Raw genomic sequence first — 26,261 nt, forward strand, 5'->3', positions numbered from 1 at the left:
TTCGCAATGATCAACAAAAATCGCCGCGCCATTGCTCGCACGAACGACATCCCATGTCCATCAAAGGGGTCTTCATTGTCTATTTCCAAAATCCTTGTCGCCAATCGGTCCGAAATTGCCATTCGCGTGTTTCGCGCGGCAAACGAACTGGGGATCAAAACGGTTGCGATATGGGCGGAAGAGGACAAACTCGCGCTGCACCGGTTCAAGGCGGACGAGAGTTATCAGATCGGTCGTGGGCCGCACCTGGCCCGCGATCTCGGGCCGATCGAAAGCTATCTGTCGATCGAGGAAGTGATCCGCGTCGCCAAGCTCTCTGGTGCCGATGCGATCCATCCCGGTTATGGCCTGCTGTCGGAAAGCCCGGAATTCGTCGATGCCTGTCATGAGGCCGGTATCATCTTCATCGGCCCTAAGGGCGACACGATGCGCCGTCTCGGCAATAAGGTGGCCGCCCGCAACCTGGCGATCGAAATCGGCGTCCCGGTCGTTCCGGCGACCGAACCGCTGCCCGAGGACGAGGCTGAAATCCGCCGCCTCGCCGACGAGATCGGTTATCCCGTCATGCTCAAGGCCTCCTGGGGTGGCGGCGGTCGCGGCATGCGCGCCATTCGCGATCCGAAGGACCTGATCCGTGAAGTGACCGAAGCCAAGCGCGAGGCGAAAGCCGCCTTCGGCAAGGACGAAGTCTATCTCGAAAAGCTGGTCGAGCGTGCCCGCCACGTTGAAAGCCAGGTGCTTGGCGATACCCATGGCAACGTGGTTCACCTGTTCGAGCGCGATTGCTCGGTGCAGCGCCGCAACCAGAAGGTCGTCGAGCGCGCTCCGGCACCTTATCTGACCGAGGCTCAACGCCAGGAACTGGCCGGCTATTCGACCCGGATTGCCGAGGCGACCAACTATATCGGCGCCGGCACGGTCGAATATCTGATGGATATGGATAGTGGCAAATTCTACTTCATCGAAGTCAACCCGCGCATCCAGGTCGAGCACACCGTTACTGAAGTCGTGACCGGCATCGATATCGTCAAGGCGCAGATCCATATCCTCGAAGGCGCTGCGATCGGCACGCCGGAATCGGGTGTTCCGAAGCAGGAGGACATCCGCCTCAACGGTCATGCCCTGCAGTGCCGTATCACCACGGAAGATCCGGAGCAGAACTTCATTCCCGACTATGGCCGCATCACCGGCTATCGCTCGGCCTCGGGCTTCGGCATCCGTCTCGATGGCGGCACGGCCTATCCGGGCGCGGTCATCACCCGCTATTACGATCCGCTGCTGGTCAAGGTCACCGCCTGGTCGCCAAACCCGCAGGAAACCATTGCCCGCATGGACCGCGCGCTGCGCGAATTCCGTATCCGCGGTGTGGCGACCAACCTGACCTTCCTCGAGGCGATCATCGCCCATCCGAAGTTCAAGGATAACAGCTACACCACCCGCTTCATCGACACGACGCCGGAACTGTTCCAGCAGGTCAAGCGTGCGGATCGTGCCACCAAGCTCCTGACCTACCTTGCCGACGTCACGGTCAACGGTCATCCGGAAGCCAAGGGCCGTCCGAAGCCGAATGTCGATGCGGCAAAGCCGATCGTTCCGTATATCGATGCGCCGATTAAGCCCGGTACCAAGCAGAAGCTCGACGAGCTCGGCCCGAAGAAGTTCGCCGAATGGGTGCGCGCCCAAAGCCAAGTCCTGATGACGGACACAACCATGCGCGATGGCCACCAGTCGTTGCTGGCGACGCGCGTGCGCACCTATGATATCGCCCGCGTCGCGGGCACCTATGCCAAGGCGCTGCCGAACCTCTTCTCGCTGGAATGCTGGGGTGGCGCGACCTTCGACGTCTCCATGCGCTTCCTGACGGAAGATCCGTGGGAACGCCTCGCACGGATCCGCGAGGATGCGCCGAACCTGCTGCTGCAGATGCTGCTGCGCGGCGCCAACGGCGTCGGCTACAAGAACTATCCCGATAATGTCGTGAAATACTTCGTCCGTCAGGCGGCCAAGGGCGGCATCGACGTGTTCCGCGTGTTCGACTGCCTCAACTGGGTCGATAACATGCGCGTGTCGATGGATGCCGTCGCCGAGGAAAACAAGATCTGCGAAGCGACGATCTGCTATACCGGCGACATCCTCAATTCGGCCCGCCCGAAATATGACCTGAAATACTATACGGCGCTTGCCGGCGATCTGGAAAAGGCCGGCGCGCACATGATCGCGCTGAAGGACATGGCGGGCCTTTTGAAGCCGGCCGCCGCGACCGTGCTGTTCAAGGCACTGCGCGAGGCGACCGACCTGCCGATCCATTTCCACACGCATGACACGTCCGGCATCTCGGCCGCGACCGTTCTGGCGGCCGTGGAAGCCGGCGTCGATGTCGTCGATGCAGCGATGGACGCCTTCTCGGGCAACACATCGCAGCCCTGCCTCGGCTCGATCGTCGAAGCCTTGTCCGGTTCCGAGCGCGACCCGGGTCTCGATCCCGAGTGGATCCGCCGCATCTCCTTCTACTGGGAAGCGGTGCGCAACCAGTACGCGGCCTTCGAGAGCGATCTCAAGGGACCGGCATCCGAGGTTTATCTGCACGAGATGCCCGGCGGCCAGTTCACCAATCTCAAGGAACAGGCCCGTTCGCTCGGTCTCGAAACCCGCTGGCATCAGGTGGCGCAGGCCTATGCCGACGCCAACCAGATGTTCGGCGATATCGTCAAGGTGACGCCGTCCTCCAAGGTGGTCGGCGACATGGCGCTGATGATGGTGTCCCAGGACTTGACGGTTGCCGATGTCGAAAATCCGGCCAAGGACGTCTCCTTCCCGGAATCGGTCGTGTCCATGTTGAAGGGCGATCTCGGCCAGCCTCCGGGCGGATGGCCGGAAGGCCTGCAGAAGAAGGCGCTGAAGGGCGAGAAGCCCTACACCGCCGTTCCCGGCTCGCTGCTGGCGCCGGCCGATCTCGATGCCGAGCGCAAGACGGTCGAGGAAAAGATCGGTCGCGAGGTCTCCGACAACGAGTTCGCTTCCTATCTCATGTATCCGAAGGTCTTTACCGAATACGCGCTGGCGGCCGATACCTACGGTCCGGTCTCGGTCCTGCCGACGCCGGCCTATTTCTACGGTCTTTCGGCCAGAGAGGAACTGCTGCCGGAGCTGGAAAAGGGCGTTTCTCTCGTCGTGCTGCATCAGGCGACCAGCGAGCCGGACGAGCAGGCCATGGTCAAGGTGTTCTTCGAGATCAACGGCCAGCCGCGCCTGATCAAGGTTCCCGACCGCAACCGGTCGGCATCCAGCGCCGCGCGCCGCAAGGCCGATCTCGGCAATGCGGCCCATCTCGGCGCACCGATGCCCGGCGTCATCTCCACCGTGTCCGTCACGTCGGGCCAGACCGTCAAGTCCGGCGACGTGCTGCTTTCCATTGAGGCGATGAAGATGGAAACCGCGCTCCATGCCGAGAGGGACGGCACGATTGCCGAGGTTCTCGTCAGGACCGGCGACCAGATCGACGCTAAGGATCTTCTTATCGTGTTTCGCGGCGCGGAGGCGTGATCTAACGCTTGGAACGCCTCGCTACTGCCTGACCGACCATCGCCAACGTTTTCCGAAGGAATGAACGTTCACGACCCCTGATTTCTAGTCTTTGACCAAGGGCGCTCCAACTGGGGCTGAAGCGAAAAAGGCGTTTGACATCGTACTGCCAAAACCTGCACAAATCGCGATGCTCGAACAGGCGTTTCGCCGACCGAGTCGCTCGGACATCGACGTCGCAAGCCATTTGGACTCGCCTAACCTTCCCGACATCACGGTTCATGAAACTAACGATGCGGAAGCCACCGCGAAGCGAGATGAATTCCTGAAGCGCTGGCATTCATACGCCGAAGCCGCGCAGTGAACAATTCCTCCCGAGAACTGGCGTCCCCGGCTAATGGTCATCCAGCCGGGAGATCGAGACAGGAGAGCCTGTCCAGGTGCAGGAATACTGTCCGCAAACTACCGGCCAACTGCGAGCATTTTTGGCACCGGCCGGCATGCGCGTCGCCTCTCGATTACACCGGGGCTATGCGCGATTGCCCTCACTGATCAGTGTTGGTATGATGCACCATCTACAGTTGGAACAACCATTAGCGCCACGAATTAGCGGCTGAATAGGCCACATGACGAAGCGCGGACAGAGATATCCAAAGCTGCTTAGCGATGCAGAGCCCATGCACGAAAGGTTACCGTTCTGCACCATCGTAGTCATTGCCACGCTGGCGCGTCTGTTCTGCCTGACGGAGGATCTGCTGACGCTGATCGTCCTAGGCAGCCTTCGAGGCACCGGCATGCTCTCGCGCCGTGCGGGAAGCGCTGCCGGCGGCTATTGCCTGCTGCTGGGTGGCGATCGCAGGATCGACGGCTGTCGGCGCTGGCTGGTCGTGAGTGCCGGCCTCGTCAACAAGCGCCGCCGGCGGCATTCCCCCTGCCCCCGTTGTGTCGTTGAACGGGCTCGTCTGCTGCATGTCACAGCGCTGATCTTCGAACAGTGCGGAGATCTCGTGACGCATTTCCTCGATCGACGCTTCGCGTGCGCTGTTGTCGACCATCGTCAGGCGATCCATGGATTTATTCGCCCGCGAAACGCGTTCGTCAAACTGCTCCAAGATAAGGGCATGGCCTCTGCAGTCGCAGGCGATCCTGTCCCTCGTTTCGACCGGGCTCGGCCTAGCGGTCGTGCCAAGCAGCGCGGCCAACGTAAGCTTCGGAAATATCGTCTTCCGGAAGATCAGGCTGCGTCGGCTCGACGACAAGCTTCTACGCGCAGACCTCGTGGCGGCATGGAAGCCCGAGACACGCAATGATGCCCGGGCCTTCCTTCTGGACATCGTGAAGTCCATGCCGCCAGGCTGATCGTGTCAGCCGGCTTCCTCCTGAAAGGCCTCTTCCCGCTTGGCGCGAAGGCTCGGCACGAGAACGAGCATCAGAAGCAGGATGGCGAAGCCGATCAGCGTGGCGCTGATGGGCCGCTGCGCGAAAACCATCGGATCGCCATGCGAGATCATCATGGCCCGTCGCAGGTTTTCCTCCAGCATCGGGCCGAGGATGAACCCGAGAAGCAGCGGCGCCGGCTCACAGTCGAGCTTGCGCATGACGTAGCCGAGCGCCCCGAAGATCGAGAGCAGGACGATGTCGAAGGTCGAATTGCTCAGGCTATAGACGCCGATCGTGCAGAAGGCGAGGATGGCAGGATAAAGGTAGTGATAGGGCACCGCGATCATCTTCACCCACAGGCCGATCAGCGGCAGGTTGAGGATGAGCAGCATCACATTGCCGATCCACATCGAAGCGATGATGCCCCAGAACAGGGCGGGCTGCTCCGTCATGACGGAGGGTCCCGGCTGAATTCCCTGGATGATCATCGCACCGATCATCAGCGCCATGACCGGGTTCGACGGGATGCCGAGCGTCAGCATGGGGATGAACGAGGTCTGCGCACCGGCGTTGTTCGCCGATTCCGGCCCCGCCACGCCTTCGATCGCACCCTTGCCGAACCGCTCGGGGTTTCTCGAGAGCTTCTTTTCGACGGCGTAGGATGCGAAGGAGGCAAGCATCGCGCCACCACCCGGCAGGATGCCGAGAACGGAGCCGAGGCCCGTGCCGCGCAGGACCGGCGCCACCATGGACCGCAGGTCCTTCATCGTGGGCAGCAGGCCGGTCACCTTGCCGCTCAGGATGGAGCGACTGTCCTCCTTGTCGCCAAGGTTCGACAGGATTTCGCCGATGCCGAACACGCCCATGGCGACGACGACGAAATTGATCCCCTCGACCAGTTCCATATAGTCGAACGTGTAGCGCATCTGGCCTGTGTTCACGTCCGTGCCGACCATGCCAAGCAGCAGGCCGAGCACGATCATGCCGACCGCATGCAGCATCGAGCCGGACGCCAGCACGAGGGACGCGACGAGGCCGAGCAGCATGAGCGCGAAATAATCGGCCGGCCCGAATTCGAGCGCGAGATCGGCGAGCGGCGGCGCAAACAGCGCGATCAGGAAGGTGGCGATCGTGCCGGCGACGAAGGAGCCGATCGCGGCGGAGGCGAGCGCCTTGCCGGCCTGCCCCTGACGCGCCATCTGGTAGCCGTCGATCGCCGTCACGACCGAGGCGGATTCGCCCGGAAGATTGACGAGAATTGCCGTGGTCGAGCCGCCGTACTGGGCGCCGTAATAGATACCGGCCAGCATGATCAGCGAGGATTCCGGCGGCAAGCCGAAGGTGACCGGCAACAGCATGGCGATCGTTGCCGTCGGCCCCAGACCGGGCAGAACGCCGATCGCGGTTCCGAGAAACACGCCGATGAAACAGTAGAGCAGATTGTAGAGCGTGCCGGCAGTCTCGAAGCCGAGCAGGAGATTTGCGAATGTTTCCATGATATCAGCCAAAAACTGTGCCGAAGAGCGGCATCGGAACGCCGAGGCCTTCCACGAAGAGCCCGATGCACGCTGCGATGAAGCAGACGAGAAGCGCGAGCGATTTCAAGGACAGGGAGAACCGGCTGCTCCCCATCGCGCTCATGAGGATCATGAGCGGCAGGGCCACGATCAGGCCGACGAATGGCAGGACAAGCGCGAAGAGCGCGGTGCTGCCGATGACGAGGGCGAACCCTTTCCAGTAGATGGTGCGAAGCGGCCCGGGCTCGCCATCGCCGCCACGGATGAAGGCACGACCGAGGGTAAGAAGACCGATGCCGATCAGGATGTATCCGAGGACGATCGGGAAGAACCCGGCATCCATCTCGGTCAGCGACCCGAAACCGTAATCCTGCCCCATGATCACGGCGACGGCGCCGAATGCCACATAGAGGATACCGGTCAGGAGCTCTTTTTGATTGAAGACACTGCTGTTCATGTGCACTCCGCAGGACGGGCGCCACAGGTGTCCATCGGAAACCCGCAGCGCCCGAAAAAGTCGGTTATCAGTTGACGGTGGCGCCGGACGACTTGGCCGCGGCTTCCCAGTTCTTGATCTCGGATGCGATGAACGCCGTATATTCCTCCGGCGTGTTGCCGCCGACGATATAGCCCTTGGCTTCGAGCGCCTGCTTCAGCGTCGGCTCGTTGAGGACGGCCACCATCTCCTTGTGAAGCCGCTCGACGATTTCAGGCGGCAGGCCCGCAGGCGCGGAAAGCCCCGTCCAGGACATCGCCGAAAAGCCGGGATAGCCTGACTCGGCGATTGTCGGCGTGTCGAGATAGAGCTTGTTTCGCTCCGGGCTGGCGACCGCCAGAATACGCAGCTTGCCCGCCTGGATATGCGGCAGCACGACATCCTGATTGACGAACAGCATCGGCACCTGACCACCCAGCACGTCGGTGATTGCCGGGCCGCCGCCCTTGTAAGGGATGTGCTTGATGTCGAGGCCGGCGGCAACCTTCAGCATCTCCATCGCGAGATGGCCGGACGCGCCGTTGCCCGAGCTTGCGAAATTGTACTTGCCCGGGTTCGCCTTGATCAGATCGATGAATTCCTTGAAGGTCTTCGCCGGAAAATCGGGGTTGACGACAAGAACGTTCGGGCCTGCGGCGAACATCGTGATATGCGTGAAATCCTTGACGCTATCGAACGGCATTTTCTTGTAGAGGCTCGGATTGATGGCATTCGAGCCCACGCCGGTCAGCCCGATCGTATTGCCGTCCGGCTTTGCCCGTGATAGGAGCGACAGGCCGATATTGCCGTTGGCGCCAGGGCGGTTTTCCACCACGACGGTCTGGCCGAGCCGCTTCGACAGGGCCTCCGCCATGATCCGCGAGTTCGCGTCGCTCGTGCCGCCCGGCGGGAACGGTGCGATGAAGGTGATCGTGCCGGATGGCCATTCCTGCGCGTTCGCATCCGCCGGGCTGAACGGCAAGCCTGCGGCAAGCGCCCCTGCCAGTCCCGCGAGAACCGCGCGTCGTTTGAAAAGATGTTTCATGGAACCTCCCTGTGTTGTTCGGTAGCCGGATACACTTGCATCGGCCCCGCCTCCATGGACGCCGGCCGCTCCTGAAGTTGCCGACGATCCTCCCCTTGATCACGCGCTAATCTTGATGGATGCCGCGTCCACGAACAATGACACACAGCAAGCCTGCACCATTACCGTCTCACAATATGGACTTTTGGGAGAAATTACTGCTCGTGGCGGCACACGGAAGCATGTAACGTAGCGATATCGAAGACGTGACTTCAAATTATGAGATGGGAAGAGGGCGCGCCCTTTATCGGCAAGCACACCCGCCCTCCATCGACAACTTTACGGAATTCCATGCTGCACGACGACAGGACCACGTATCTCACCGGCATCGGACTGAAGATCGGGGCAACGTTTTTCACCGCTGCGACGATCGCGGCGGCCAAGCTCCTGGGCGACGACATCCCCCTTGGCCAGATCGTTTTCGCCCGCGCCTTCCCGACGCTGCCGATCGTTTGCTTCTTCCTTGTCTCGAAAGGCACCATGCTCCAGTCGCTTCGCACGCGCGAGCCGTTCAGCCATCTGTTCCGGGGCCTGATCGGCGGCCTGGGAATGCTTGCCTGGTTTTCCGCCGTCCAGCGGCTGCCTTTGTCCGATGCCCAGGCGATCGCCTTCGCGAGCCCGCTGATCGGCGTCATCCTCGCCGTGGTGATGCTGAAGGAAAAGGTGCAGGTCTACCGGTGGAGCGCCGTCGTGATCGGATTTCTCGGCGTCACCATGATCCTGTCAGAACATCTTTTCGTCGGCCAGATTTCCGATCGTGATCCGCTGGGCGCGCTTTTAGCCCTCGTGTACGCCGGGCTGCTGGCGCTGGCATCGATCCAGATTCGCAGGATGACCAGTTCGGAAAAAACGGAGACCATCGTTCTCTACTTTGCGCTCGCGACAAGCCTGTTCGGCCTGATGACGCTGCCGTTCGGCTGGGTGGTTCCCGACCTTCGCCAGGCGCTGCTGCTGCTCTTCACCGGCATTGCCGGCGCTGCGGCGCAATTGATGCTGACCCATGCTCTGAAGTTTTCGGAAGCGTCGGCGCTCGCGCCGTTCGACTACGTGTCCATGCTCTGGGTCATCGCCTTCGGCATCCTCATCTTCGACGAGATACCCACGGGCGCCGTCCCCGTCGGCTCGGCGATCATCGCCGCCTCGGGGATTTTCGTCATGCTGCGGGAACGGGCGCTTCGACGGCGCGGACGGCTGTAAGGCTACAGCCTGTAGACAAGCAACTGTCCCGAAAGCGGCGCGTTGTCGAGAACTTCCCTTGCGAGGCCGACACGCGCCGACGTGATAAACAGGCTCCGATTGTCCTCGCCGCCGAATGCAAGGCCGGTCGGGCGCGGCACGGGCAAGGCCGCGACATGCTCGATTTCCCCTTCGCCCGAGATGCGCGCGACGCTCCAGCCGTCATAGAGCGCGACCCACAGCCGCCCGCCCGGATCGATCGCGATGGCACGCGGCTCACCCGAGACACGCGCGATACGACTGAAAACCCGGGGCGCCTTCGCGCCGGACTGGAGACTGTAGATGGTTCCCTTCTGGGCATCCGCGGCAAACAGCGACGAACCATCGGGCGCCCAGGCAAGGGCGACGACCTGGCCGTTGAGCGACCATGAATTGCCGTCAGGTCCCTCTATCCGGCTTCCCTCGCCCTCCCTGATCGAGCGCCAGATCGCGCCGGAGGGATGGACCGCCGTCGCAAGCAGGTCGATTTCGGCGCGCTCGGCCGATGTCGATATCTTGCCGCCTGACAGGATGGTCTTGTCGCCCGGCAGCCAGACGTGCAATGCGCCGTTGACGAAACTCACCGCGCGGACCGGCCCATCCTGGGGCAGCGAATGCGACTTGAATGCCGTCGGGCCTGCCTCGAACACGGCAGGCCCGAGCCGATCGATCCACAGGACCGACTGCCGCGCGTGGTCCCACACAGGATCGCTGCCGTAGAATGCCAGCTTGCCGGCTTTCGGGTGCGCCATCGGATGCCCGGAGGTCACGGCGACATGCTCGCCGCCGCCTCGCATCTGCGCGCTGATGTTGCGCGCGACAAGCGCGATCTCAGGGCCGAGTTGCTCCACCCTTTCGCTGGTCAGCCGCCATACGGGCCCGGCGACGCTAATCGCGGCCACCGGCTTGCCCGCGTGATCGAGGATCGCGGCGCCGACGCAGCGGTTGCCGGCGATAATTTCTTCGTCTTCGATCGCGTAGCCTCGATGCCTCACGATCGCCAGGTGAAGCTTCAAATGCGCCGGTTGAATGATCGTGTTTGCGGTGAAACGCTCAAGTTCCTGGTCCCCCACGAGACGTTCCATTTCGGCCTCTGGCAGAAACGCCAGGATCGCCTTGCCCTGGCTTGTGCAGTGAAGCGGCTTGCGGATCCCAAGTCGCGCCGCAGACCGGACAGGGTGCGTGCCTTCGAATTTGCCAAGCGCCATCATCGCACCGTCATGAGGAACGGCTAGATAGGCCGTCTCTCCGGTCATGTCGCGCAATCGGCGCAATTCGCCACTCGCGATCGCCGCAAGATCCGGTCCCGACCAGACGTTTTGGGCAAGCTCTAGGAAACGGTATCCCAGCGTGTAGCCCTGCGCCACCGGATCAAGCCTGAGATACCCATTCGCTGTAATGGCAGAAAGGATGCGGTAGAGCGTGGGACGTGCCCATCCCGTTTCACGAGCAAGCTGGGGTATACTGACGTGTCCAGGCGCAGCGCCGACAATGTCTATCAGTTGAAAAGCTTTGTCGATGAGCGCTGCACCTTTAACGGTCTCCTTCTCCGGCTTCTCAGTCCACTCAACATTCATGCCAATTTCCCTGTCCATAATATGAGATAAACGCCGGCCTGAAATTCTGTTTTGCTTCAATTCCGTCCGTATCATGGATATATCATAGCTCATCAACCTGAACTTGGGTAGGCCATGCAATGGATATGAAAATGGGCGGAAAATATCAGATCCAACACGAAATCGATGTTCCTACATCAGTCATCAGCAGGCTCAAGGAATGCTCCAGCGGCTCCTTGACGACGGAGCTTTTCAAAAAGGGATTGCGTCAATGCTTCCTCGTAGGCCTCAAGCCTATGAACACTGAGGCCGCACGTTTTGCTGGCGAGGCTTTCACATTGAGGATGATCCCAGCGCGTGAGGATCTCGATACGATTGATACGCTGAAGCCGCATCCAAACAAGGACAACCTTCAATGGGAAGCCGTCGAGAACATCGGCGAGGGACAAGTGTTGGTCATCGATAGCAGGAACGATCCGCGAGCCGCATCGGCTGGCGCGATGTTGCCAACGCGCATGAAGATGCGTGGAGCCGCTGCGATCGTCACCGACGGTTCTTTCCGCGACGGGCAGGAACTGGCTCAGCTGGACTTCCCGGCTTATGGCCAAATGGTGGTGGCTTCGACACGCCTCTCCTATCATCGCGTTGCTGATCTTCAGGTTCCAATCGCGTGCGCGGACGTTGCGGTCTATCCGGGCGATATAATCGTCGGGGACGGCGACGGTATCACAGTCATCCCGCGCCATCTCGCCGCGGAAATGGCAGACCTTTGCGAAAAGCGGGACGAGCTCGAAAAATATCTGTCTTACCGGGTGGGCTCGGGTGAGGCGCTCTATGGCGTCTATCCGCCGACGGACCAAACACGCGCCGATTTCGCGGCGTGGAAGGCCGCAGGCTCCAAGCCAGAAGACGCGCCGACGATTCGCGCGGGAAAGTAAAAAATGAGCAAGCTGACCCCCACGCAGATGGAGAAGACCATCCGCGACTATTTCGCGGCCTGCAATGCCGCGGACTATAATGGCCTCGTCAACAGTTTCACGCCCGACGGTGTCCACTATTTCCCGCCCGGCCTGCCGGATATCCCCTGGCGCGGCGCCGACACGATCGCGCGCAAGTGGATCTGGTGCATCGAGAACCTCGGCTCCCAATGGACCATCGAGAAGGTCCTGTGCTCGTCAACCGAGCCGGAGGCCGTCATCGAATGGACCCATTGGAAGAACAAGGCGGGTACCGCACTTCGCGGTGACGAGTGGTACATCTTCGACGAGGAGACGGGCCGGATCAAGGAAATCCGCGCCTATTACGCCTCGCCCGCCGACTCGTCGGTCGCCATCTCGCAATTGTATGATTTCGACTATGCGGGGCGAGGTTATCACCTCGAGTCGCCATAAGGCCTCCCAAGGCAATGCGGCCCCGCGTCTTCGTGCCCGGCACGGGCGCGGGGCCGATGACATGATTTGAGGAATTCGAACCAGGGAGAAGCGCCATGGGAGAGGCGACAGCGCCGCGCGCGGGCTTTTACAGATACATCGCTCTTGCTCTGATCACCATCGTGCTGGCATTCAGCACCGGCGACCGCGCAACGCTTTCCGTCGCGGGACCGGGGCTCACGAGTGAGCTCGGCATCAGCAAGATCGAACTCGGCTGGATATTTTCGGCCTTCGCCTGGGCTTACGTTCTCGGGCATCTGCCGGCCGGATGGCTCGTCGATAAGCTCGGCGCGAAACGCACGGTCTTCTACGGGCTGATCCTCTGGTCGGCGGCTACCTTCCTCGCCGGTTTCGTGACACACGTCGCGTTCCCGTTCATCGCGCTGCTGTGCCTGCGCGTCCTGTTGGGGATATTCGAGTCACCCGTTGGTCCTGCATCCGGCCGCATCATCGCCGCATGGTTTCCGTCGAGCGAACGCGGCATCGCGGGCGCCGTCTTCAACAGCGCGCAATATCTCTCGCTGGCGATTTTCACGCCGCTGATGGGATGGCTGAACCATCTGTTCGGGTGGGAACACGTCTTCACCGTGATGGGCGGGCTGGGCTTCATCCTGGCAATCGGATGGTGGCGCTTCTACCACGTCCCCAAAAAGCATCCCAAGGTAAGGACGAACGAAATCGCCTATATAAGGGCGGGTGGCGGCCTCGTGGACCTCGGCGACGAACCGCGCGACAAAACGGAAGCCGCCAAGGGTCCGACGAGCGGTCAGATATTCGCGCTGTTTCGCAGCCGTATGCTGGTAGGCATCTTCATCGCGCAATACTGCATCACAGCTATCACCTGGTTCTTTGTCTCTTGGTTTCCTACCTACCTCGTGGAGGGCTTGGGCCTCGACATTCTCTGCGCCGGTTTCGTCGCGTCCATCCCTGCGATCGCAGGATGCATCGGCGGCGTCTCCACGGGCTTCTTCTCCGATTGGTTGCTCAAGCGGACGGGTTCGCTGAGCATCGCGCGCAAGACGCCGATCACCATCGGGCTCCTGCTGACAGGCGCCATGATCCTGTGCAACTATGTCACGTCCGAATTTATGGTCGTCGTCCTGATGTCGCTCGCCTTCTTCGGCAAGGGCTTCGGATCGCTCGGCTGGACGGTGATCGCCGATACCGCGCCGCGCGAAATCATCGGCGTGACCGGCGGCGTTTTCAACGCGATCGGCAACACTGCCGGCATCGTGACGCCGCTCGTCATCGGTTATCTGGTGGCGGGATCGGGCTCGTTCGCCAACGCGCTGCTGTTCGTGGGTCTCCACGGCATCGTGGCCGTCTTCAGCTACTGGGTCATCGTCGGCCCGATCAAGCGGGCGGAACTGGAAACCGGACCGTCTTCGGATGACGCGATCGCGTCCTACGGCGCGAGCAAGTCCTGAAATGACGAAACGCATAAAGACACCCGACACGCTCAGAAGCGCCCGCTGGTTCGCGAGCGACGATTTCCGCAGCTTCAATCATCGCTCGCGCATGATGCAGCTCGGTCTTGATCTCGACGACCTGAACGGCAAACCGATGATCGCCATCATCAACACCTGGTCGGACATCAACCCGTGTCATGCGCATTTCCGCGAGCGGGTCGAGGACGTCAAGCGCGGCGTCGCCAAGGCGGGCGGCGTTCCGTTCGAGCTGCCGGCCATTTCCCTGTTCGAGAACCTGTTGAAGCCGTCGGCGCTTCTGTTCCGCAATCTTCTCGCCATGGAAGTGGAAGAGATGGTGCGGGCCTATCCGATCGACGGTGTCATCCTGATGGGTGGCTGCGACAAGTCGACGCCGGGCCTTCTCCTCGGCGCGACCAGCATCGGCCTGCCTGCGATCTTCGTTCCGGCCGGTCCCATGCTGCGCGGCCACTGGCGCGGCAAGACGCTCGGTTCGGGCTCCGATGCCTTCAAATATTGGGACGAGCGGCGGCTGGGCACGATCAGCGACAAGGACATCGGCGACATCACCGCGGGCATCGCGCGGTCCTACGGCACCTGCATGACCATGGGCACGGCGAGCACGATGACGGCGATCGCCGAAGCGATCGGAATGACGCTGCCCGGCGCCTCGGCGATCCCCGCGGTCGATTCCGCCCATATCCGCATGTGCTTCCATGCGGGCCAACGTGTCGTCGCTATGGTTTGGGAAGATCTCACGCCCGCGAAGATCCAGTCGCGCGAAGCTTTTCTCAACGGCATTACCGTGGCGATGTCGATGGGCTGTTCCACCAACGCCATCGTTCACGTGCTGGCGCAGGCGCGCCGCGCGGGACAGGATATCTCGCTCGACGACTTCGACAGGCTGAGCCGCGAGGTGCCGGTCATCGCAAACGTGCGCCCGAGCGGCGACACGTACCTCATGGAGGATTTCTATTACGCGGGTGGTCTGCCGGCGCTCATGAACCGGATGCGCGATCAGCTTCATCTCGGCGAGATGACCGTCAACGGCAGGACAATCGGCGAGAACATCGCGGACGCCACCGTTCATGACGACGACGTCATCCGCCCGCTCGATAATCCGATCTATGCCGAAGGCGCGCTCGCCGTGCTGCGCGGCAACCTGGCACCCGATGGCTGCGTCATCAAGCCGAGCTCCTGCGATCCCCGGTTCCTGACGCATACCGGCCCGGCGCTCGTCTTCGACGACTACGCGACATTGAAGGCGCAGATCGACAGCGACGATCTCGACGTCACCGCCGAGCATGTCATCGTGCTGCGCAACGCTGGCCCGCATGGCGGGCCGGGCATGCCGGAATGGGGCATGGTTCCGATCCCGAAGAAGCTCCTGAAGCAGGGTGTCCGCGATATGGTCAGGATTTCCGACGCACGCATGTCCGGCACCAGCTACGGCGCGTGCATCCTGCATGTATCGCCGGAAAGCTTTATCGGCGGACCGCTCGCGCTCGTGCGCACCGGCGACATGATCCGGATCGACGTCCCCGCACGCAGTCTCGACCTGCTCGCCTCCGACCAGGAAATCGCTACCCGCAGAGAGCAATGGGTGGCACCGCAACCGCGTTACGAACGCGGCTATGGTTGGATGTTCTCGCGTCACATACAGCAGGCGCATGAAGGCTGCGATTTCGATTTCCTGCAGACGTCCCACGGCCGGCCCGTGGACGAGCCTGCCATCTTCTGAGGAGAACACCCGATGCATTTCGCCATCATCGCCCGCGACAGCAAGACCCCCGGAACCCTCGAAAAACGCCTCGCGTCGCGGCCCGAGCATATGGAAGGCCTCAAGACTATGAAGGCGGACGGGCGCGTGGTCGATGGCGGCGCCATGCTGGACGGAGACGGCAACATGGTCGGGTCCGTCATGCTGCTCGACTTTCCCGACCGCGCCGCGCTCGACGCCTATGTCGCCACCGAACCCTACAAGCGCGATGGCGTCTGGGGCGAGGTCGATATCATCGAGATGCGCCTGGTCGATTGGAAAAAGCTGATGGGACAGAGCTGACATCCATCTGCCGCAGAATCCGATTTGAAGACATCACCGAACACTGGAGTAATCCCCATGGAACTGGGCGAACAGATCATCAACCCGACCGAACAGAGGCTTCGCCTGTCGACGCAATACGGCGTCAAGCACCTCGTCATCGACAGCCGCCCGAACGAGCAGCTGAAGAACGATGACGGCGCCTGGGATGCCGCCAAGGTCAAGGCGCAGCGGCAATGGGTCGAAGGCTTCGACATGTCGCTCGACGTTCTCGCGCTCGACGTCGATTCCATCCTGCTGGACAGCATCCACAATCCGGAAAAGGCGAAGAAGACCGGCGAGCGCCTGCGCAAGGACATCCGGGCCGCGGCCGATGGCGGCGTTCCCATCCTCAAGTACAATCTCCAGATGGTCGGCATCACCCGCACCGGCTTCGTCGAGGGTCGCGGCGGCGTTCGCGGCAGTGCCTTTCAGGCGAAGCAGTACGACGCCGATGCCGACGCGAAATTCTCGTACTGGGGCGTCGGCCATCCCGGCGCTGACCAGCACGGCTCCGACATCGCCGCCAACGCGCTCGGCACCAGGGAAGCAGTTGGACAGGTTCGCGGCGACCAGTCGGGCGGCGTGAGCGAACGCCAGGGCTGGGATGCGCTCGAATTCTTCGTCGAGCAGGTCATTCCGACGGCTGGAGAGGCAGGCATCCGTCTCGCCGCGCATCCGCACGATCCGGCCTACCCGCCGGGCGGCCTCAACGGCGTCGAACATGTCGTCGGCTCGATCGAAGGTATCCGCCGCTTTCTCGACATCGCGCCGGAAAGCAAGGCACATGGCCTCAATTTCTGCCAGGGAACGGTCGCGGAAATGTCCGAGGATCCATCCGACTACGTCGTCAAGGCGATCCGCGAGTTCGGTGGCCGCGACCGCATCTACATGGTCCACTTCCGCAACATCAAGGGTGGCTACCTGGACTTCTCGGAATGCTTCCCGGACGACGGCAGCGTCGACATGGCGGCATCGATCCGCGCCTACAGGGACGTCGGCTACACCGGCATCCTGTGCCCCGACCATGTTCCCGTTTCCGATCTCGACCCCGCGCGCGAACGCTTCTTCGGCTTCGCGCTCGGCTATACGCGCGGCCTGCTACACGCCATCCCCGCCTGAAATCGATCAAAGGATAGAACCAATGACCCTGACCGGCACATTGCTGATAGGCGGCGCGGAGACGCGCGGCACGAACGGCGAAATCTTCGCCATCGAGGCCACGAGCGGCGACAAGCTCCCGGTTTCCTTCGGAGGCGCGACGGAGACGGACCTCGAACAGGCGGCGTCCCTGGCCTGGGCCGCGTTCCAGACCTATCGTGAAACGCCGCTGGAAGAGCGGGCGATGTTTCTCGAAACGATCGGCGCCAACATCCTCGATCTCGGCGACGCGCTGGTCGAGCGGGCCATGGCGGAAACGGGCCTGCCGAAGGGTCGGATCGAGGGCGAGCGCATGCGCACCGTCAACCAGTTGAGGATGTTCGCCGCCGAAGTCCGGTCCGGACGCTTCCTCGAACGCCGCGCGGACGCAGCCGATCCGGCGCGCACGCCGCCGAAGCCGGACCTCAAGCTGCGCAACATCCCGGTCGGGCCGGTCGCCGTTTTCGGCGCCTCCAACTTCCCGCTCGCCTTCTCGGTCGCCGGCGGCGATACGGCGTCGGCGCTTGCCGCCGGATGCCCGGTCATCGTCAAGGCGCATTCCGCGCATCCCGGCACATCCGAACTGGTCGGCCGCGCGGTCGCCAGGGCGGTCGCCGACTGCGGCATGCCAGCGGGCACCTTCGCGCTGCTTCATGATTCCGGCCGCACGATCGGTCAGGGGCTTGTCGCCGACAGGCGCATTCGCGCCGTCGGGTTCACGGGATCTCGCGGTGGCGGCACGGCGCTGATGAAGATCGCCGCGGCCCGGCCGCAGCCGATCCCGGTTTATGCCGAAATGAGCAGTATCAACCCCGTTATCCTGCTGCCGGAAGCTCTGAAGGCGCGCGGCGCGTCGATCGGCACCGCGTTCGTCGGATCGCTGACGCTTGGCGCCGGCCAGTTCTGCACCAATCCCGGCCTGATCGTCGCTCTGGAAGGCGAAGGGCTGGATGCGTTTCGTGATGCCGCGAAGGTGGCCGTCGAGCGGGCCGGAGCTCAGACGATGTTGACGCCTGGGATATGTAATGCGTTCGTACGGGGAACTCAGTCATTAAATTCCAACGCAAAGGTGAGGACACTGGCGATCGGAATGAGAGGCTCCGAAAATCAAGGACAGGCGGTATTATTCGAAACGACTGCCGCGGACTTTCTGTCTGACCACACCATGCAGGAGGAGATGTTCGGGGCCGCTTCTCTCGTCGTGAAATGCAAGACCCAGTTTGAGCTTTTCGAAGTTTTGAGCGCTTTGGAGGGGCAACTGACTGCCGCTGTTCATTTAGACGACGGCGACCATGCCTTCGCGGTCAAGCTGATTCCCGAACTCGAACTCCTCGCCGGGCGCGTGGTAGTCAATGGTTTCGGGACAGGCGTCGAGGTATGGCAGCAATGGTGCATGGCGGGCCGTACCCATCGACCTCTGACGGCCGATCCACTTCGGTTGGCACGATGGCAATCTACCGCTTCCTTAGGCCCGTTTGCTATCAGGACATCCCTGCGGATCTCTTGCCGGTGCTTGTCAGCAACTGACATTTTCGAACGTAAGGCGGCCGCGAGGGATCGGGGCGCCTTACGCATAAATTGTGTGGCGCGCCGACCGCAGTTACACCGTACTTCGCCTAGGTCTGATGGCGCGCATACAGCTTGCACCCGATCACAACTTTGAAAGTGTTGCACCGAAAAGAGCAGGCTTTCAGGAATGCTCGTCAACTGGCTAATCAGGTCCCGGTATCTCTTGTTCGGATCGATATCCTTTAACAGATCGGGGTGAATCGCTTTTACCTAAAGCTCGAGAGCTACGATGTTGTAGTGTGGTCATAGAACTGGTGACAGACACGACGGACGTTTCCACCCTGAACCGCCTTGATAGATTTGTCCCCTCGCGTTCTGACAACTGCCGCATCGACGCCTTAACTTGTTCGTTTGTGGTCCCTTGGCCGAACGGTACCGCCTTAATTCCTTTGTTTGTCCTTTGAGAACTGGGGACAACGTAGACATCAGGTATTCGGTCGAGAAGCAAAGTTTCAAGAGCTACGTCGCCGTAGCGCTGAAAGGAGGTGAAAACCGACCGGTCCAGCCGTAGGCACCTTTGGCGACGGGCAAATTGCATGTCTATTATGTGGATGGCGGCCGTCAAAACTTGCTTCAAATGCCGCCAATCGTCGAACATCCAACCCCTATTATCACATTGTGATACTTGAGCGGGCGAACGATGGTTGACGTGCTGGCATATGCCGCCTGCGAAATGTATGAAGTGCTCTTGGATGACGTGGAGGTCATCTTCGGAGGAGAATCACATGAAAAATACCATTGGGTTTGAAAGCCGCTCTCGAGTTTTGACGGCATTTCTGGCGCTAACCTCAACGTGCGCATTCTCGGTACCAGTCAGCGTTTCCGCACAGCCGCAACAGATCAACATTATCGATGTTGCCGGCAACCTCGCACTCACTCAGAAGATATTTGAAAATTACAAGGCCGCTCATCCTGACGCGATCTCTCGGTTCACATTTACCAAGGCACCAGCGCCGGAACTCGCTGGGAAGCTGCAGGCGATGCAGAATGCCGGGCGTCTGGATGTCGACATCGTACTAACCGGCACCGATGGGCTCGCAGCTGGTATGGAGACCGGCGTTTGGGAAGACCTGACCGCCTCTACCAGCACATTTGGAAATCCGGACGATATCCTGTCACCTGGCGCCATCGGGCTGCAGAAGCTTGCGAAGATGAATGGCATCGTCATTGCCTACTCTCAGCAAGGTCCTTTCATCGAATATGCTCCCGACCGGGTAAAAGCGGCGCCGACAACAGCACAGGACCTGCTTGCTTGGTGCAAGGCTAATCCGAACAAGCTGGTTTACGCACGGCCGGCCAATTCTGGCGCGGGTAGAACGTTTCTGATGGGTCTGCCCTACATTCTTGGAGACAAGGACCCTAAGGATCCTGTCGCAGGCTGGGATAAGACATGGTCCTACCTCAAGGATTTGAACTCCTGCATCGAGTATTATCCATCCGGGACCACGGCCGCCTTTAAGGAATTCGCAAACGGAACCCGTGATCTGATCGTCACAACCATGGGCTGGGATATCAATCCGCGCGCACTGGGGATCGTTCCTGCCGAGGCTGAGGTCAAAATGCTCGACAACACGACGTTCGTCGGCGACGGTCAGTTTTTTGCAGTTCCAAAGGGTCTTTCAGACGAGAAGAAAAAGGTCGTTCTCGACATCCTGAAATTCGCCCTTCAGAAGGATCAGCAAGCCATCATCTACGACAGCGGATACCTCTATCCCGGGCCGTCAGTCAAGGACGTCACCCTTGACATGGCGCCTGCGGAAAGTCGTGAGGTGATCGGAAAGTTCGGCCGTCCGATGTACGATGAGTTGATCGCCAAAACGCCCACTGAAGTGCTGCTCGAACCGACCGCGATGGTGAAGGCATTCCGCAAATGGGATGAGGAAATTGGCGCCGGCAAGGGCCAGTGAGCGATGCCGGGTCGTCAGGCGACCCGGCATTCTATCCACATTAGGTAGCTCATTGCCGCGAGCAAGGGCGATCCATACTTCGAAAACGTTGAGGTGTACCGTGTTTCAGAAATTGGAACTGCGATCAATTACAAGAAGCTTTGGCGGATACAACGCTTTACACAGCATGAACTTATCAATTCGAGCCGGCGAGTTTGTCTCGTTACTAGGACCGTCGGGCTGCGGAAAGTCGACAGCATTAAATTGTTTGTCCGGTCTGCTCTCCCTCTCATCCGGCGAGATATGGCTGGATGATCGACGCGTCGATATCGCGCCACCCGAGAAGCGCGGCTTTGGCATGGTGTTTCAGAACTACGCTCTTTTTCCCCACATGACTGTGGCCAAAAATATTGCATTCGGCCTGGCAATGCGGAACGTTTCCGGATCGGAACAAAAGAAGCGCGTCGATGCGGCTCTCTCACTCATCAAGCTGACCGCTCACGCGGACAAGCTTCCCGGGCAGCTATCAGGCGGTCAACAGCAACGTGTTGCCATCGCACGAGCAATCGTTATCGAGCCTCCACTCGTTTTGATGGACGAGCCGCTATCAAACCTCGATGCAGCGCTTCGTATCGAAATGCGGGAGGAAATCCTCCGCATACACAAGACGCTCGGCCTCACGACCATCTACGTAACGCATGACCAGGACGAAGCACTCGCGATGTCCGACAGGATCGTGGTCATGAAAGAGGGTGTCATGCAACAGCAGGGCTTGCCAAGCGACCTCTATAATCGCCCGACCAATCTCGACGTTGCGCTCTTTATGGGTTACCGAAACCTGCTTCCGGTAACGCCAGCAACATCGCATTCTGGTTTTGCGGTTGGGTTCGACGAAAATGTCCTCCCGGCAACGGCGGTCGGACCAATTCAGGGAGTTGGTAGCATGATCGCAGCCTTTAAGCCTGACGATGTATCGCTGGGCGAGACCGGGCTTCTTGCGACAGTCAGCGAGGTAACCTACGGAGGGCGCGAGAGCACAGTCAAGCTCACACTCGCGAATAGCGTCACAGTGCATGCCCGTGTTCGTGACCGGGTCAATGAGGGTGAAGTCGTGCGTTTCAGCGTACCCGCCGACCATCTCCTAGTGTATCCGGAGCCTGCAAAACCGGCGATGAGGTCTTAAGATGACGGCCTCGATCGCAGCTCGAACAGATAACGATACATCAACTGTTGCTGGCAAGGATCTTCGCCTTCTGATGATCATACCCGGTCTTCTGGTCGTACTCGCTTTATTTCTTTACCCGTTCATCTACGGATTTTTGCTATCTTTCGAACCAAAAATCACAACCGCATCATTCATGGTCAACTATCAACGGTTTTTTTCGGAGCCGCGCCTCTATGAAACGGTCGGTAAAACGCTGGGACTCGCGCTACCAGTTACAATCTTCAACGTCGGTATTGCCGTTCCTTTTGCATTCATGCTGCGCAAGCCGTCGGCCGGGCAACGCGCACTTTCCACGCTGCTGGTCATACCGATGACTCTCGGAACAGTCATGGTTGCCGAAGGCCTCATGCTCTATCTGGCACCGAACGGCTGGTTCAATCGCACTCTCCTCGAGCTCGGTGTGATTGGGTCGCCGGTGCGGTTGCTCAATAACTACTGGGGAGTAGCGCTCTCGCTTGTAATTACTGGCTTCCCGTTCGCCTTCATGATGATGCTGTCCTATACAACAGGGATCGATCCGACGCTCGCAAGAGCCGCAGCCACACTCGGTGCGTCACCGGCCCGGCAGTTCCGCCACATCTATCTTCCACTTTTGGTTCCCGGGCTGGCGATCACGTTTTGCCTCACATTCGTCCAGGCGTTCGCAGTCTTTCCATCGGCGGTGCTTCTGGGCGCTCCGGCTGGCATCACCCGCGTGATTTCAATAGCAGCCTACGAAGCGGCTTACGAAGACTACGATACATCGATGGCATCTACGATTGCGATTTTGATGGGAGCCACGCAACTCGTTGTCGTCGTTACAATCCTTTGGCTTCGAAAACTTTCATATCGCGGCCCGGTCGTTGGAGGAAAAGGCTGATGAACGCTATTCAAGAGCGCTTGGCGCCTACGATCTGGCGCTGGATCGTCTGGGCAGCGATGGCATTTTTTGTCACCAATGTCACGCTGATGATTTCGATGGTGCTTCTAAGCTCTTTCGGGACGAGCTGGTTCTCGGGCTGGCTACCACAAGGTGTGACCACGAAATGGTACTCGTCGGCTTGGGATGAATTCCAGCTCAGATACGTGCTGCTTGTGACGGTGCAAATCACCCTATCGGTGGTCGCCGTCTCCCTCGCCGTCGGCGTCCCCGCCGCCTATGTCCTGGCCCGCATGGAGTTTCGAGGAAAGCAAATCGTGATGCTGTGCTTTCTAGTGCCGCTCATGGTTCCGCCTATGACATACGGCATTCCGATGGCTACCGTCCTCTATCAAGTCGGTCTCGGCGGAACAATGTGGGGCGTCATTCTCGCCAATCTTGTACCGAGTGTCCCGTTCGTTGTCTTGGTCATGACCCCGTTTATCGAACAGATTGATCCTAAACTGGAATCGGCCGCTCGCGTCTTTGGCGCGTCCGCGATGACTACCTTCTTAAGAGTGCTCGTACCTCTTCTCATGCCCGGGATACTTGCTGCGGGTATCCTCGTTCTTATCAGAACCATCTCTATGTTCGAGTTGACTTTCCTGACGGCTGGACCGGACAGTCAGACGCTCATAGTCGCGCTTTATTATTCGATCTTCGCCGCCGGCGTTCGCGCCCAACAGTCAATTGATGCAATGGCAGTCATCTACATGGTCACAACGATGACCGGCCTTCTCATCGCTTTGCGTTTTGTCGATCCTTCACAATTGGTGGGTCGCGTGAAAAGTCAGAAAGTCTGAGAACCAGAATGGCACGAATAGTTGATCTGAAAACGATCTTCGCCGAGATCCCGTTTGACGACGGTGGACGAGGCGAAGGGATTACCCCTAGTCGCTGGCACAGCTTCCATAACGTCCTCGTTCGTCTCGAAGACGAAGACGGACTTGTCGGTTGGGGCGAGGCTTTCGCCTATTTCTGCGCGCCTGCGGTCGTCGCCGCCGTCGAGAAGATGGTAGCTCCGCTTGTTGTCGGAAAAGACATTGACGACATTCCAGCATGGAACCAGGCGACCCAGAGAGCGCTTCACATATTCGGCCGGTACGGCATCACGATCTTTGCTCTCTCTGGTGTAGACATCGCCCTTTGGGATATCAAAGCAAAGCGCGCGGGCAAGCGGTTGGCCGAGCTAGTGTCACAGAGGGCCCGCACTGATGTCGAGGCCTATTCGAGTCTCGTTGCCTACCGTGACCCGGTCCTCGTCGGCCGGTACGCAGGCCAATCGGTAGAAGAGGGCTTCAAGCATGTGAAACTGCACGAAATAGCTGCTGACGCAATCGCCGCCGCCCGCCCGGCTATGGGTGACGGAATTGGCCTGATGGTCGATGTCAACTGCAACTGGACCATCGAATCCACACTCAAGATCCTCCCGCAGCTTATCGCGGACAACACAATGTGGCTTGAAGAGCCAATTTTCCCGCCAGAAGATTATAAGGTAATGGCGCAGATCGAAAAGCAAGGGATTGCAATCGGAGCAGGGGAAAACGCCTGCACCGCTTTTCCGTTCAACGAGTTGACGAGTTCCATCACATACCCACAGCCGAGCCTGACCAAAGTTGGTGGAGTATCCGTATTCCTGGAAATTGCGGCAATCGCTGCCCGAGCCGGTAAGGCGCTCATGCCGCATTCGCCGTATTTCGGGCCCGGCTATTTCGCAACGCTCAACCTGTTCGCCGCATTGGATGAACGAAGCCTCTTCGAGTTCCTGTACGTGAAGCCCCACGCCTTGCTCGGGGTTGAGACGCCCCTCCCAATCAATGGGCGGATCGCACTACCAGCAGGGAAAGGGATCGGGTTTGAACCCGACGAGGATGTACTGCGGGCATTTGCGGCAAAGTAACAAGAGGCCTCTACATGGAAATCCTTATCACCGGTGCCTCCGGCAGCGTAGGCACAGCTCTTCGCCCGCAACTTCGAGACCTTGGATATCGCCTACGGTTACTCGATCTCAACCAACCAGACGACACCGCTCGGGGAGACCTGGTATTCACGGGCAGCATTGCGGATCCAACGCTGCTCCGGGAGGCGTCTGAGGGCGTGGCAGGCATTCTCCATCTGGCGGGATGTACTACCGATGCGCCGATGCCAGACCAAATTCAGGGGAACGTGATAGGAGCTTCAAACGTCTACGAGGCGGCAAGGCAAAACGGAGTTCCGCGCGTTGTTTTCGCCAGTTCTCACCACGTAGTCGGTTTTTATCCGCGCCGGCGTCGGATTGATGAAAATATTCTTTTGCGGCCCGATAGCCGTTACGGCGTCACCAAAGCTTTTGGCGAGCAGTTGGGCGCGTTCTATGCCGACAAGTATGGGATGCGCAATCTCTCAATTCGTATCGGCTTTGCTGATCATGAACCGATTGACCGTCGCCGGCTGTCGACGTGGGTTAGCTGGCGCGATCTCGCCCAACTCGTCGATATTGGGTTTAAGCATCCAAAACTTCGCTTTGCCGTTGTTTATGGGGTGTCAAACAATGATCGGTCTTTTTTCGACAACAGCACCGCATTTGCACTGGGGTACAGCCCAAAGGACAAAGCGGAAAACTTTGCGGAGAAGGTGCTGTCCTCTGTGTCCCCGGAAGATGAAAGTAAAGTCGGGACCCATGTCATCGGCGGACCTTTCGCGGAAGGCGAGTTCGAAGGTTCCTTCGAGCGAATTTACGAATACTAGCCAAGGGACCACCTTATTGCGAATTAGTTCAGAATTCCTGACTGCCGAATTCCGCCCCGAGCTTGGCGGACGGGTCTCGAAGCTAAGGCACTCATCTGGTGTCGATATCCTTGTCCCCCTTGGGATCGATGCCTTTGAGGCACTCTACTGGCCAAAAGCGGGCGCCTATCCCCTCGTCCCCTACCATAATCGAATTTCCAACTCACAATTGCAGACGCAAGAGGGCACGATCTCTCTCCAACCCCATCCGCAGACAATTCCACATACTTTGCACGGACCAGCCCAGTTGCGACCATGGTCGGTAAAAGAACATTCCGCCAATTCACTGACAATGCAGATTGGCTGGAAGCCTGACGAAGCCTGGCCGTGGGATTTTGAAGCCAAGCAAATTTTCACAGTTTCCGGAAATTCGCTTGAACTTCGATTCTTGCTTCAAAATATCGGCCGATCCGCTATGCCAGCTGGCCTAGGATGGCACCCGTACTTCAACTCCGCGTCGCCGGTCGCGCACGATGCCGAATATCTCTGGCCTCATCGAGCAGACTATCTGCCAGAGGGGCGACGCCTGAAGATAAGCAACCCAACGGAGGTCAGCAAACTCAAGACAGCATATCTTGACACATGGTCGACAGTAAGGTTCCCGCTTGGGAACAAGCTATCGGTCACGCTTACAGCGTCATCGATATTTGAGCATTTGGTTATCCATCAAGCGGATGACTATTCATGCATTGAACCTGTTACGCATGTCGCAGACGGCTTCAACTTAAAGGCCTCTGGCGCTGCGAACACCGGTGTATTCCACCTAGCACCCGGCAAGACACTCGATGGCTCAATCTTTATTGTGGTGGACAATGGAAATCTACCTTAAGCTACGGCGATGACAATGCTCTCTGCCCGCAAGAAATCCCCTCTGCCCAAGGCGTCATCCCCCTCCTCCTTGAAGCCGCACAAACCACAGTGTTGATGCCGAGCAAATTATCTGATGCGAACCAAGGCCCCAATGTGGTCTTGCAATGGCTTGAATCGTCGTTGTGGCCGCCTTTGATCGCTGTTCCCAAGTCCGGACATTTGCTTCAGGACGATCGCCCGGAAGTCTTGGTGGCGGAGATCTTGAAAAACCTCGGCTGAAG

At 59.8% G+C, this 26,261-nt stretch carries 22 protein-coding genes and 1 pseudogene; 18 read left to right on the forward strand and 5 right to left on the reverse strand.

What is annotated here, in order from left to right:
* Positions 1 to 75: 75 nt before the first annotated feature.
* Together pyc and L904_RS27635 are read left to right on the forward strand one after the other, a co-directional pair.
* Positions 76 to 3,543 (forward strand): pyruvate carboxylase, encoded by a 3,468-nt coding sequence (pyc, locus tag L904_RS07380; protein ID WP_020810027.1) that lies wholly within the window; start codon positions 76 to 78, stop codon positions 3,541 to 3,543.
* 91 nt (positions 3,544 to 3,634) lie between these two features.
* Entirely contained in the window at positions 3,635 to 3,886 is a 252-nt protein-coding gene (locus L904_RS27635) for a hypothetical protein (protein WP_147401463.1), read from the forward strand.
* Positions 3,887 to 4,292: 406 nt separating this feature from the next.
* Here L904_RS27635 and L904_RS07390 read toward each other — a convergent pair whose 3' ends face one another.
* On the reverse strand, positions 4,293 to 4,592 hold the full coding sequence (locus L904_RS07390; protein ID WP_020810029.1) for a hypothetical protein: 300 nt from the start codon (positions 4,590 to 4,592) through the stop codon (positions 4,293 to 4,295).
* Between L904_RS07390 and L904_RS07395 the strand changes: the two genes are divergently transcribed.
* Positions 4,591 to 4,881 carry a hypothetical protein gene (locus L904_RS07395; protein ID WP_020810030.1) on the forward strand — a complete coding sequence of 97 codons (291 nt, stop codon included), beginning with the start codon at positions 4,591 to 4,593 and terminating at the stop codon, positions 4,879 to 4,881. The genes L904_RS07390 and L904_RS07395 overlap by 2 nt on opposite strands.
* A gap of 5 nt (positions 4,882 to 4,886) precedes the next feature.
* On the opposite strand, the gene L904_RS07400 is transcribed toward L904_RS07395, so the two are convergent.
* The 3 genes from L904_RS07400 to L904_RS07410 form a co-directional block, all read right to left on the reverse strand.
* Entirely contained in the window at positions 4,887 to 6,398 is a 1,512-nt protein-coding gene (locus tag L904_RS07400; protein WP_031233827.1) for a tripartite tricarboxylate transporter permease, read from the reverse strand.
* Positions 6,399 to 6,402: 4 nt separating this feature from the next.
* A complete protein-coding gene (locus tag L904_RS07405) occupies positions 6,403 to 6,876 on the reverse strand; it encodes a tripartite tricarboxylate transporter TctB family protein (RefSeq protein ID WP_020810032.1) in 474 nt (157 codons plus the stop codon).
* A gap of 67 nt (positions 6,877 to 6,943) precedes the next feature.
* Entirely contained in the window at positions 6,944 to 7,939 is a 996-nt protein-coding gene (locus L904_RS07410; RefSeq protein WP_020810033.1) for a tripartite tricarboxylate transporter substrate binding protein, read from the reverse strand.
* Positions 7,940 to 8,269: 330 nt separating this feature from the next.
* Here L904_RS07410 and L904_RS07415 point away from each other — a divergent pair, with 330 nt between their 5' ends.
* Positions 8,270 to 9,175, forward strand: a complete 906-nt coding sequence (locus L904_RS07415) for a DMT family transporter (RefSeq protein ID WP_020810034.1) — start codon at positions 8,270 to 8,272, stop codon at positions 9,173 to 9,175.
* A gap of 2 nt (positions 9,176 to 9,177) precedes the next feature.
* Here L904_RS07415 and L904_RS07420 read toward each other — a convergent pair whose 3' ends face one another.
* Positions 9,178 to 10,770, reverse strand: a complete 1,593-nt coding sequence (locus L904_RS07420; protein ID WP_162144077.1) for an IclR family transcriptional regulator C-terminal domain-containing protein — start codon at positions 10,768 to 10,770, stop codon at positions 9,178 to 9,180.
* A 119-nt stretch (positions 10,771 to 10,889) separates the two neighbouring features.
* On the opposite strand from L904_RS07420, the gene L904_RS07425 reads away from it, so the two are divergent.
* The 14 genes and pseudogenes from L904_RS07425 to L904_RS28080 all read left to right on the forward strand — a co-directional run bounded on the left by L904_RS07425 (position 10,890) and on the right by L904_RS28080 (position 25,999).
* Complete coding sequence (locus L904_RS07425) at positions 10,890 to 11,687, forward strand: ribonuclease activity regulator RraA (protein WP_020810036.1); 798 nt, start codon at positions 10,890 to 10,892, stop codon at positions 11,685 to 11,687.
* 3 nt (positions 11,688 to 11,690) lie between these two features.
* Complete coding sequence (locus L904_RS07430) at positions 11,691 to 12,140, forward strand: nuclear transport factor 2 family protein (protein WP_020810037.1); 450 nt, start codon at positions 11,691 to 11,693, stop codon at positions 12,138 to 12,140.
* 95 nt (positions 12,141 to 12,235) lie between these two features.
* Positions 12,236 to 13,606 (forward strand): MFS transporter, encoded by a 1,371-nt coding sequence (locus L904_RS07435; RefSeq protein WP_020810038.1) that lies wholly within the window; start codon positions 12,236 to 12,238, stop codon positions 13,604 to 13,606.
* Between the two features lies 1 nt (position 13,607).
* Positions 13,608 to 15,347, forward strand: a complete 1,740-nt coding sequence (gene araD, locus L904_RS07440) for an L-arabinonate dehydratase (protein WP_020810039.1) — start codon at positions 13,608 to 13,610, stop codon at positions 15,345 to 15,347.
* A 12-nt stretch (positions 15,348 to 15,359) separates the two neighbouring features.
* Complete coding sequence (locus L904_RS07445; RefSeq protein WP_020810040.1) at positions 15,360 to 15,668, forward strand: YciI family protein; 309 nt, start codon at positions 15,360 to 15,362, stop codon at positions 15,666 to 15,668.
* Positions 15,669 to 15,725: 57 nt separating this feature from the next.
* Positions 15,726 to 16,808: a mannonate dehydratase gene (locus L904_RS07450; RefSeq protein ID WP_020810041.1), complete on the forward strand. Its 1,083-nt coding sequence runs from the start codon at positions 15,726 to 15,728 to the stop codon at positions 16,806 to 16,808.
* A 22-nt stretch (positions 16,809 to 16,830) separates the two neighbouring features.
* Positions 16,831 to 18,353, forward strand: a pseudogene (locus L904_RS07455) (aldehyde dehydrogenase (NADP(+))).
* 767 nt (positions 18,354 to 19,120) lie between these two features.
* On the forward strand, positions 19,121 to 20,302 hold the full coding sequence (locus L904_RS07460; RefSeq protein ID WP_031233832.1) for an ABC transporter substrate-binding protein: 1,182 nt from the start codon (positions 19,121 to 19,123) through the stop codon (positions 20,300 to 20,302).
* 100 nt (positions 20,303 to 20,402) lie between these two features.
* Positions 20,403 to 21,464, forward strand: coding sequence for an ABC transporter ATP-binding protein (locus L904_RS07465; RefSeq protein ID WP_020810044.1), 1,062 nt, complete (start codon positions 20,403 to 20,405; stop codon positions 21,462 to 21,464).
* Between the two features lies 1 nt (position 21,465).
* Entirely contained in the window at positions 21,466 to 22,365 is a 900-nt protein-coding gene (locus tag L904_RS07470) for an ABC transporter permease (RefSeq protein ID WP_020810045.1), read from the forward strand.
* Positions 22,365 to 23,207 (forward strand): ABC transporter permease, encoded by an 843-nt coding sequence (locus L904_RS07475; RefSeq protein ID WP_020810046.1) that lies wholly within the window; start codon positions 22,365 to 22,367, stop codon positions 23,205 to 23,207. The genes L904_RS07470 and L904_RS07475 overlap by 1 nt, the downstream gene beginning before the upstream one ends.
* 8 nt (positions 23,208 to 23,215) lie before the next feature.
* Positions 23,216 to 24,304: a mandelate racemase/muconate lactonizing enzyme family protein gene (locus L904_RS07480; RefSeq protein WP_020810047.1), complete on the forward strand. Its 1,089-nt coding sequence runs from the start codon at positions 23,216 to 23,218 to the stop codon at positions 24,302 to 24,304.
* A gap of 14 nt (positions 24,305 to 24,318) precedes the next feature.
* On the forward strand, positions 24,319 to 25,131 hold the full coding sequence (locus L904_RS07485) for an NAD(P)-dependent oxidoreductase (protein ID WP_020810048.1): 813 nt from the start codon (positions 24,319 to 24,321) through the stop codon (positions 25,129 to 25,131).
* Positions 25,132 to 25,147: 16 nt separating this feature from the next.
* Positions 25,148 to 25,999 (forward strand): hypothetical protein, encoded by an 852-nt coding sequence (locus L904_RS28080; protein ID WP_162144078.1) that lies wholly within the window; start codon positions 25,148 to 25,150, stop codon positions 25,997 to 25,999.
* The last annotated feature ends 262 nt before the right edge of the window (positions 26,000 to 26,261 follow it).

It is taken from the genome of Agrobacterium sp. LY4 (assembly GCF_001526585.1).
Classification (GTDB): Bacteria; Pseudomonadota; Alphaproteobacteria; order Rhizobiales; family Rhizobiaceae; genus Agrobacterium; species Agrobacterium leguminum.